At 71.5% G+C, this 8,807-nt stretch carries 8 protein-coding genes; 4 read left to right on the top strand and 4 right to left on the bottom strand.

The genetic code is table 11. The annotated features are described in order from the left end of the window. Positions 1-1,766 (bottom strand): acetyl/propionyl/methylcrotonyl-CoA carboxylase subunit alpha (locus M4D53_RS12075; RefSeq protein ID WP_259954231.1); only part of this gene is annotated, 1,766 nt, incomplete at its 3' end. A gap of 78 nt (positions 1,767-1,844) precedes the next feature. Continuing rightward, entirely contained in the window at positions 1,845-2,480 is a 636-nt protein-coding gene (locus M4D53_RS12070) for a Maf family protein (RefSeq protein ID WP_187664190.1), read from the bottom strand. 23 nt (positions 2,481-2,503) lie between these two features. On the opposite strand from M4D53_RS12070, the gene M4D53_RS12065 reads away from it, so the two are divergent. From M4D53_RS12065 to M4D53_RS12050, 4 genes are read left to right on the top strand one after another with little or no spacing between them, the layout of a single operon-like run. Continuing rightward, entirely contained in the window at positions 2,504-3,748 is a 1,245-nt protein-coding gene (locus tag M4D53_RS12065; protein ID WP_187661924.1) for a class I SAM-dependent RNA methyltransferase, read from the top strand. 43 nt (positions 3,749-3,791) lie between these two features. After that, positions 3,792-4,451 (top strand): response regulator transcription factor, encoded by a 660-nt coding sequence (locus M4D53_RS12060; RefSeq protein WP_071329676.1) that lies wholly within the window; start codon positions 3,792-3,794, stop codon positions 4,449-4,451. Beyond that, positions 4,441-5,676, top strand: a complete 1,236-nt coding sequence (locus M4D53_RS12055; RefSeq protein ID WP_259954230.1) for a sensor histidine kinase — start codon at positions 4,441-4,443, stop codon at positions 5,674-5,676. The genes M4D53_RS12060 and M4D53_RS12055 overlap by 11 nt, the downstream gene beginning before the upstream one ends. Further along, positions 5,673-6,695 carry a hypothetical protein gene (locus M4D53_RS12050; RefSeq protein ID WP_187661922.1) on the top strand — a complete coding sequence of 341 codons (1,023 nt, stop codon included), beginning with the start codon at positions 5,673-5,675 and terminating at the stop codon, positions 6,693-6,695. The genes M4D53_RS12055 and M4D53_RS12050 overlap by 4 nt, the downstream gene beginning before the upstream one ends. Before the next feature lie 197 nt (positions 6,696-6,892). Here M4D53_RS12050 and M4D53_RS12045 read toward each other — a convergent pair whose 3' ends face one another. Then, positions 6,893-7,135, bottom strand: coding sequence for an acyl-CoA carboxylase subunit epsilon (locus M4D53_RS12045; protein WP_187661921.1), 243 nt, complete (start codon positions 7,133-7,135; stop codon positions 6,893-6,895). Then, positions 7,132-8,721 carry an acyl-CoA carboxylase subunit beta gene (locus M4D53_RS12040; RefSeq protein ID WP_370428473.1) on the bottom strand — a complete coding sequence of 530 codons (1,590 nt, stop codon included), beginning with the start codon at positions 8,719-8,721 and terminating at the stop codon, positions 7,132-7,134. The genes M4D53_RS12045 and M4D53_RS12040 overlap by 4 nt, the downstream gene beginning before the upstream one ends. Positions 8,722-8,807: the final 86 nt, after the last annotated feature.

Raw genomic sequence — 8,807 nt, 5'->3', positions numbered from 1 at the left:
CAGGAGATCGTGAGGAGCTGGTGGCCGGCGGACACCGTGGTGCCAGCGGCGGCGTCGATGCTGCCGACGACGCCGTCCTTGTGCGCCTGCAGCGGCTGCTCCATCTTCATCGCCTCGAGGACGACGACGAGGTCGCCCTTGACGACCTGCTGCCCTTCCTCGACGGCGACCTTGACGACCGTGGCCTGCATCGGCGACTTCACCGCGTCGCCGGAGGCCCCGGCGTTGGCGACCGTGGCGTGGCTGCGACGCGACGGCGGCACCGCCGCAGGGCGTCCCGTGGTGCCGGGGGCGACGGCGACGCGATCGGGCAGGCTGACCTCGAGCCGCTTGCCACCGACCTCGACGACCACCGTGTGCCGGGCGTTCGCGGGGGCCGGAGCCTCGAGCTCGCCGTCCCACGCGGGGATGTCGTTGTCGAACTCGGTCTCGATCCACCGCGTGTAGACGCCGAACGTCCCGTCCTCGGCCGTGAAGGCGGGGTCGCGGACGACCTTGCGGTGGAAGGGGATGACGGTGGGAAGGCCTGCGACCTCGAACTCGTCCAGGGCCCGACGCGCGCGCTCCAGGGCCTCGGCGCGGTCCTTGCCGGTGACGATGATCTTGGCGAGCAGCGAGTCGAACGCGCCGGAGACCGCGTCCCCGGCGGTGACACCGGAGTCGAGGCGGATGCCGGGGCCGCCGAAGGTCTTGAAGACGTGGATGGGGCCGGGCTGGGGGAGGAATCCACGACCCGGGTCCTCGCCGTTGATGCGGAACTCGATGGAGTGGCCCTGCGGCTGGGGGTCGTCGTAGTCGATCGTGCCGCCGGCGGCGATGCGGAACTGCTCGCGGACGAGGTCGATGCCGGTGACCTCCTCGGACACGGGGTGCTCGACCTGGAGGCGGGTGTTCACCTCGAGGAAGGAGACCGTGCCGTCGGCGCCGATGAGGAACTCGCACGTGCCCGCACCGACGTAGCCGACCTCCTTGAGGATGGCCTTGGACGCCGAGTAGAGCTTCTCGTTCTGCTCGGGCGTGAGGAACGGGGCGGGTGCCTCTTCGACGAGCTTCTGGTGTCGACGCTGCAGCGAGCAGTCGCGGGTCGAGATGATGACGACGTTGCCCTCGGCATCGGCGAGGCACTGGGTCTCGACGTGCCGGGGCTTGTCGAGGTACTTCTCCACGAAGCACTCGCCGCGGCCGAACGCGGCGACCGCCTCGCGCGTGGCGGACTCGAACAGCTCCTCGACCTCGTCGAGCTCACGGGCGACCTTGAGGCCGCGACCGCCGCCGCCGTAGGCCGCCTTGATCGCGATCGGCAGACCGTACTCCTGCGCGAAGGCGACGACCTCGTCGGCACCGGAGACCGGGCCGGGGGTGCCGGGCGCGAGGGGCGCGCCGACCTTCTCGGCCACGTGGCGGGCGGTGACCTTGTCGCCGAGCGCTTCGATGGCCTCCGGGGAGGGGCCGATCCAGATCATCCCGGCGTCGATCACGGCGCGCGCGAACTCGGCGTTCTCCGCGAGGAACCCGTAGCCCGGGTGCACGGCGTCGGCGCCGGCGCGGCGGGCGACGGAGAGGATCTTCTCGATCTGGAGATAGGTCTCGGCGCTGGTCGCGCCACCGAGCGCATACGCCTCGTCAGCGAGGCGCACGTGCAGCGCGTCCCGATCCTGGTCGGCGTAGACGGCGACCGAGGCGATCCCGGAGTCACGAGCGGCACGGACGATGCGGACGGCGATCTCGCCGCGGTTGGCGACGAGCACCTTCGCGATTTCAGGCATGGTTGCCAGCCTAGCGAGTAGCATCCCGATACTTTTGACGACTCTCGACAAGAAAGAGGGAAAAACGTGGAGGGGAGTCTACGACCACAGATCCGTCCAACGCACTCCGAGATCGGCAGCGAGACGGCGCACGGTGGAGAGTGACATCCCCACGACGGTGGAGGGATCGCCCTCGACCCGGGTGATGAAGGCGCCGCCGAGGCTGTCCACGGTGAAGGCTCCGGCGACGTGCAGCGGTTCCCCCGATGCCACGTACGCGGCGATCTCCTCATCGCTGATGTCCTCGGCGAACGTCACGGCGGCCTCCGCGACAGCGGTCGCCTCGACGGGCTCGGCGCCGGGGGAGACGCGGAACACGGAGTGCCCGGAGTGCAGCACGCCGGTGGCGCCGCGCATCTCCTGCCACCGGCGCGTGGCCTCCTCCGGCGTGTAGGGCTTGCCGTAGACCCGGTCCCCGAGCGCGAACATGGAGTCCCCGCCGATCACGATGCCGTCGAACACGCCCTCGGCGGCCAGCCGCTCGGCGACGGCGGCGGCCTTGGCGCGGGCGAGCAGCAGCACGAGGTCGGCGGGTGCGACGGGGCCCATGCGCTCCTCCGCGGCGGCGGCCAGGGCGTCCTCGTCCACCTCCGGCGACCGCGTGAGGGGCTCGATGCCGGCCTGACGCAGCAGCATGAGCCGGGCGGGGGAGGTGGAGGCGAGGCAGACGCGCATGGAGACCACCGTATCCTCGAAGGATGACTTCCTCCGCAGCCGACGTGCTCGATCTCGACATCACCGGCATCGCCCACGGAGGCACCTTCATCGCCCGTCACGAGGGACGCGTGGTCTTCGTCTCCGATGCGATCCCGGGGGAGCGCGTCCGGGCACGCCTGCTGGATCCGTCCGCCGGCGCCGGGGAGCCCGACACCCGCAGCTTCTGGCGCGCCGAGACGATCGAGGTCCTCGAGGCCTCCCCGCATCGGCGGCCGCACATCTGGCCGGAGGCGGACGTCGCGCACGACCCCGCCCAGCGGCCCGGGGGTGCCGACCTCGGGCACATCGACCTCGGGCACCAGCGCGTGCTCAAGCGACAGGTTCTCTCGGAGGCGTTCGACCGCTTCGCCGGTCCCGGACTCGAGGCGCCGGAGATCGAAGCCGTGGAGTCCGGGGATGGGACGGGGTGGCGGACGCGGGTGACCCTGCACGTGGACGACGAGGGACGGATCGGCCCCTTCGCAGCCCGCAGCCACCGCGTCGTCCCGGTGTCGACGCACCCGCTCGCCCGCCGCGCGATCGCCGAGGCCGCCCTGGCCCTGCAGGGCGAGAAGGCCGGACGCATCGAGCTCGTGGAGCCCGCGGACGGCCGGGTGCGCATCCTCCGCCACCCCGAGGCCGAGCGGCGCTCACCGCGGGATCGTCGTCCTCGGCCGACACCCGAGGTCGTGCAGGAACGCGTCGGTGACCGCACGTTCGACGTCGACGCCGGAGGGTTCTGGCAGGTGCACCCCCGTGCCGCCTCCGTCCTCGACGGTGCCGTGTACGGGCTGCTCGACGGGCATGTGGAGCCGGACGCGACGCACTACGACCTGTACGGCGGCGTCGGCCTCTTCGCGCGGACCCTCGCGGATCTCGGCGGCACCGATGTCGTCACGGTGGAGTCCAGCCGCCGAGCGACGCAGCACGCCGCCGCGAACCTCGCCCCGCTCGACGTGACGGCGGTCACGGCTCGGGTCGACCGCTTCCTGCAGCAGCCTCGACGCGGAGGCGTCACGGGAGCCGTCGTGCTCGATCCGCCGCGGTCGGGGGCCGGGCGGGCGGTCGTGGAGGGCGTGCATGCGCTGAGTCCGTCCGCGATCGCCTACGTCGCCTGCGACCCGGTGGCCCTCGCCCGCGACCTCGGCACCTTCCGCGGCCTGGGGTGGGAGGTCGGTGCCCTCCGCGGCTTCGATCTGTTCCCGCACTCGCATCACTTCGAGGTCGTCGCCCTGCTCACCCGGTGAGCGCATTCCCGGCGCCGGGTCCGCGACTCACTAGGCTGTGGGCATGAGCACCGTCGCCCTCATCGACGACCACGAGTCCGTCCGCCTCGGCCTCGAGGCCGCGTGCGCCAGGGACGGGCAGACCGTCGTGTTCACCGGGAGCACGGTCGGCTCCTACCTCGTGTGGCGCTCGTCCACCGGCGCTCCGCCCGCAGACGTCGTCGTGCTCGACCTCACGCTGGGGGACGGGACGACGGTCACGGAGAACGTCGTGTCCCTCGTCGCCGACGGCGCCAGCGTGGTGATCCACAGCGTCGCCGACCGTCCGGCAGCCGTGCGCGAGGCGCTGGCGGCCGGCGCGGCCGGAGTCGTCAGCAAGTCCTCCGCCCTCGACGACGTGCTGGATGCGATCCGCACCGTGGCGCAGGGTGAGGCTCTGAACAACGTCGAATGGGCCAGCGCGGTCGACGGCGACCGCGCGTTCGCCGACGCCCAGCTGTCCACCCGGGAGCGGGAGGTGCTGCGCCTGTACGCGACCGGCCTGCCGCTGAAGGCCGTGGCCGAGCGCCTCGGCGTCGCGTACTCCACCGCGAAGGAGAACATCACCCGGATCCGGGTGAAGTACGTCGAGGTCGGTCGGCCGGCGCCCACCAAGGTCGACCTGCTGCGGCGCGCGATGGAGGACGGCATCGTGACGGCCGACGGGGCGCCGAGTGCCCGCTGAGCCGCTGAGCGTCCGCGACGCCTGGAGCAAGATCCCGTCTCCCGGCAGCGCGGAGAACGGCTTCGAGCGGTTCACCGGGAAGCGGATGGAGCGCATCCTCGCGATCGTCGTCGCCCTGGGCTCCGCCGTGCTCGGGGCGCAGGCGCTGATCGCGGCCGTGCACACGATGTCCCGCGCGGACGTGCCGCACATCGCGATGCTCATCGCCGTGTTCGTGCCGTTGGCGGCGATGCTCGTCGCCTGCCTGGTCGGACGCGGCGTGCGCCTGGCCGCGGGGGTCTTCGCCGTCGTGTACGTCCTCGCGCTCGCGGCATGGCCGGTCGTCGTCGATCCCACCGACAAGGTGGCGGGGGACCAGCCGTGGATCTTCTTCCTCGTGAACGTCGGAGTCGTGGCGGCGATGCTGGCCTTCCCCGTGCGGCTGCAGTTCGCGTGGGCGGTCGGGGTGCCGTTCGTCTACGGGTACGTGCGTCTGGTGCAGGGCGACTTCTCGCGGGAGTTCTGGGTGACCACCGCGTTCGACGTCTCCTTCACGCTCATCCTCGGCGTCGTGATCGTCTCGCTCGGCTGGATGTTCCGCTCGGTCGCCGCGGGCGTGGACGAGGCGCGGGGCACGGCGGTGGCGTCGTATGCGACGGCGGCGGCCGCCGCGGCGGCGGAGGAGGAGCGTGTGGCGATGTCGGCGCTCATGCACGACAGCGTGCTGGCCGCACTCATCGCCGCCGAACGCGCGGAGGGCGAGCGGGCGAGAGAGCTCGCCGTGGCGATGGCGCGGGAGGCGCTCACGCGGCTCGCGAACACGGAGGCGGCGGTCGCGGAGGAGGGTAGCGATGAGCCGGTGGGCGCCGCGCAGATCGTCGTGGAGCTGCGACGGGCCCTCTCCGAGCTCGGCGCGGACGCGATCGTGGAGGAGCGCGGCGGGAGCGGCCTCATCCCGGGGCGCGCAGCGAGGGCTCTCGTGCTCGCGGCGCGGCAGGCGATCGGCAACGCGGTCGCGCACGCCCACGGGCGCGGCCTGCACATCCTCGTGGTCGGTCACGGCGACGAGGGCATCGCCGTGACGGTCTCCGACACCGGGAACGGGTTCGACGTCGACACGATCGGTCCGGATCGGCTCGGCATCCGCGCCTCCATCCTCGCCCGTATGGCCGGTGTCGCCGGCACCGCGCGGATCTCCTCCGACGACGGCGGCACCGTCGTCACCCTGGGCTGGGAGCGCTCATGAACCGGACCGTGCGGAGTGTCGCGACCTCGCTCGCCGTCGGTTTCGCGCTGTACTTCGTCGCCCGCGGGATCTGGTGGATCGAGCAGCCGACGGCACCGCTGCTCATGGTCCTCGCGATCGCCGCGTACCTCGTCGTGGTGAACATCGCGATCCTCGGCAGCCCGGCCACGGTCCGGATGCCGCTGTGGTCGGCTCTCCTCGCGCTGGCCGTGAGCGCGGTGATCCCGGCGCTCGTGACCCTCTCGCTGGAACCGGACGATCGCACGGCGCCGTTCGCCACCTGGTACATCGGCGCTCTCGGGCTGCTCGGCGTGGTGTGCGTGGTCCGGCGCCGGCCCTGGGTGGGCTGGACGACGCTCGCCGTGCTCGTCGTCTCCGCGTCGCTCGCGCTGGGCATGGGCGTGGCGATGAACCTCGGCGTGGTGGGCTCGATCATGTGGGTGGCGGTCGCCCAGCTGCTGGTGATGTTCTGGGATCGCGCCGTCAGCGACACGGAGCGCCTGTCCGAGATCCAGCAGGCCGTGTCGGCCTGGCATGCGACGCAGCGCGTCCGCCAGCGCGAGCGTCGGCTGCGGACGCAGTTCGCCCTCGCGGTCGCCGGCCCGATCCTCAGCAGGGTGGTGGCCTCACGCGGGCTGCTCGACGACGACGAGCGCCTGGAAGCCCGGCTCGCTGAGGGACGTCTGCGCGACGAGCTGCGCGGCGCGGACCTGTTGAACGACGACGTCCGCAATGCGATCGACGCCGCGCGCCGCCACGGTGCCTCGGTGACCGTGTTCGACGAGGGTGGGCTCGACGGCGTGGACGAGGGGCGGCGCATGGAGATCCGGGACGAACTCGCGGCGGTCCTGCGCAGCGCGGGTACCGGCCGGATCATCATCCGCTCCGCACGGGATCCGCTCGTGGCGGTGACGGTCGTCGGCCGCGCGGGCCTGCGGGCCTCGGACGACGACTCCGTGGACCTGTGGCACGAGATCGCCAGAAAGCGGCGTGAGACCGCCTCCGACGCACGGAAGTGAGAGTGGGCGAGGGGCGGCGAATCCGCCTGCCCCTCGCCGTGCGGACAGTTACCCGAAAACCGTCCGCTGGTGGCCGATCAGCGTCTGTCTACCCTGGGACAGAGAGACCAGCCGAACGCGAAGCGTCCCCTTCAGTCTGCGGGGTCGTGCAACGGTTGTCTGTAGGTATTTTGGGGGACAAAACACGACGACCCGATTCAGCCGGCGAAGCGTCCCCAGGGGATGTCGCGACGCAGCGGTCGGCGCAGCGGGCGCTGCGTGCGCGTCCACGCCGACACCCGCGGCTCCTCGACCGTCGCCTCCGCCTGCTCGGTCTCGTAGGCGTCGCCGAGCACCGCGATGAGGGCCGCGAGTTCCTCCTCCGTGGCGGCGCCGCGCGTGATCTCCAGAAGGAGCGGCGCGGGGGCCGTCCCGTCGACGGCGGATTCCTGCGCGCTCACAGCGGGATGTTCCCGTGCTTCTTCGGCGGCAGCTCTGCGCGCTTGCCGCGGAGCGCGCGCAGCGCCTTCGCGATCGCGACGCGCGTGTTCGCCGGTTCGATGATGCCGTCGAGCTCGCCGCGCTCGGCCGCGAGGAAGGGCGAGGCGACGTTGTAGGTGTATTCGTTGGCCAGACGCGTGCGGACCGCCGCCACGTCCTCGCCGGCTTCCTCCGCCTTGCGGATCTCGCCGCGGTAGAGGATGTTGACGGCGCCCTGGCCGCCCATCACGGCGATCTCCGCGGTGGGCCAGGCGAGGTTCACGTCGGCGCCGAGCTGCTTCGACCCCATGACGATGTACGCGCCGCCGTACGCCTTGCGCAGGATCACCGTCACGAGCGGCACGGTGGCCTCCGCGTACGCGTAGAGGAGCTTGGCGCCGCGGCGGATGACGCCTGTCCACTCCTGGTCGGTGCCTGGCAGGTATCCCGGCACGTCGACGAGGGTCACGATCGGCAGCGAGAACGCGTCGCAGAACCGCACGAACCGGCTCGCCTTCTCGCCGGCCTCGATGTTGAGCGTGCCCGCCATCTGGGACGGCTGGTTGGCGATGATGCCGACCGAGCGGCCCTCGATGCGGCCGAAGCCGATGACGATGTTGGGAGCGAACAGCGGCTGCACCTCGAGGAAGTCGCCGTCGTCGACGACATGCTCGATCACCGTGTGGATGTCGTACGGCTGGTTCGGGGAATCCGGGATGAGCGTGTTGAGCGTGCGGTCGGCGTCGGTCGTCTCGAACTCGAACGCGCTCTCGTAGGACGGCAGCTCCGCCATGTTGTTGTCCGGCAGGAATCCGAGGAGCGTGCGGGCATAGTCGATCGCGTCGTCCTCGTCCTCCGCGAGGTAGTGGGCGACACCGGAGCGCGTGTTGTGCGTGTAGGCGCCGCCGAGCTCTTCCATGCCGACGTCCTCGCCGGTGACCGTCTTGATCACGTCGGGCCCGGTGACGAACATCTGGCTGGTCTTGTCGACCATGATGACGAAGTCGGTGAGGGCGGGCGAGTAGACGGCGCCGCCGGCGGCCGGGCCCATGATGATCGAGATCTGCGGGATCACGCCGGAGGCGCGGGTGTTCAGACGGAAGATCTCGCCGTACTTGCCGAGCGCGACCACACCCTCCTGGATGCGCGCCCCGCCGGAGTCGAGGATGCCGATGCAGGGCATGCCGCCGGCCAGGGCGAACTCCATGACCTTGACGATCTTCTCGCCGGCGACCTCGCCGAGCGACCCGCCGAAGGTCGAGAAGTCCTGCGAGTACACCGCCACGGTGCGGCCGTGGATGGTGCCGACGCCGGTGACGACGGAGTCGCCGTAGGGGCGCGAGCGGTCCATCCCGAACGCGGTGGTGCGGTGGCGCACGTACTCGTCGAACTCGACGAAGCTGCCGGGGTCGACGAGGAGTTCGATGCGCTCGCGGGCGGTCATCTTGCCCTTCGCGTGCTGCTTCTCCTTCGCCTTCGCCTCGGCGTCGACGACGGCCTCGGTGTAGCGAGCGCGCAGGTCCGCGATCTTGCCGGCGGTGGTAAAGGGGTCGGGCTTGTCCGTCACGGATTCCACCCTAGCGTCGGGTCCGCGCCGTCCGTTGGATGATCGGCACAACGGGCCGGCGGATCCTTTGGCGAGGTGCGCGACCC

The sequence above is a fragment of the Microbacterium meiriae genome (genome assembly GCF_025143875.1).
Taxonomy (GTDB): domain Bacteria; phylum Actinomycetota; class Actinomycetes; order Actinomycetales; family Microbacteriaceae; genus Microbacterium; species Microbacterium meiriae.
Note: the sequence above shows the minus strand (reverse complement) of the source record. Positions and strands in the feature narration are given on the sequence as shown.